Below are 633 nucleotides of genomic sequence, written 5' to 3'. Positions count from 1 at the left end.
GGACCGCCCTGCGGGTGGTCTGGTCGACCTCGGTGACGGTGCCCGCGGCCTGGTTGTTGGCGAACAGCCGCCTGCCGTCCCTGGACTGCGCGGTGCCGAACACGCCGGCGCCGAGCGGCAGGCGGTGCGTCACCCGGAAGGTGCCCACGGCGATCCGGTCCACGACGCCGAGCGTGCTGTCCGAGACGATGAAGCTCCCACCGTCCGGGGCGAACAAAACGTTGCGCGGGGTGACGTAGCCGTTGATCCGCTTGATCGTGTGCCCGTCCCTCAGGTCGACGAGGCGCACGTGGTCGAAGCCGGAGGCCGTGACCACGGCCGTCCTCTCGTCGGGGCTGATCGCCATGGCGTTGTTGTTGATCGTGCCGTCGAACGGCATCCGCTTCCCGTCAACGAGACCGTCGTACGCACCGAATTCCGGTACGGCGCCATGCCTCGCCCCCGCCCCGTCCGCGCTCGCCGGGGTCAGCGTGACCGGCACCGCCAGGGCGGCGAGGGCGGTGGTGGCGAGCAGCGTGCGGCGCAGGGTGGTCCTGGTGTCTCTCGTACGGGCTGTCTCCGGGCGGACTGTCTCCATGTGGGCTGTCTCCATGCGGACTGTCTCCCTTGTTCGCGGTGTCCACGCGGGTGGAC

General features: G+C 70.5%; 1 protein-coding gene. It reads right to left on the bottom strand.

What is annotated here, in order from left to right; all coding sequences use genetic code 11:
- Nucleotides 1–592 (bottom strand): YncE family protein (locus tag KUM32_RS43095; protein ID WP_374227631.1); only part of this gene is annotated, 592 nt, incomplete at its 3' end.
- Between the last annotated feature and the right edge of the window lie 41 nt (nt 593–633).

Source organism: Streptomyces sp. AC627_RSS907 (assembly GCF_019049165.1).
Note: the sequence above shows the minus strand (reverse complement) of the source record. Positions and strands in the feature narration are given on the sequence as shown.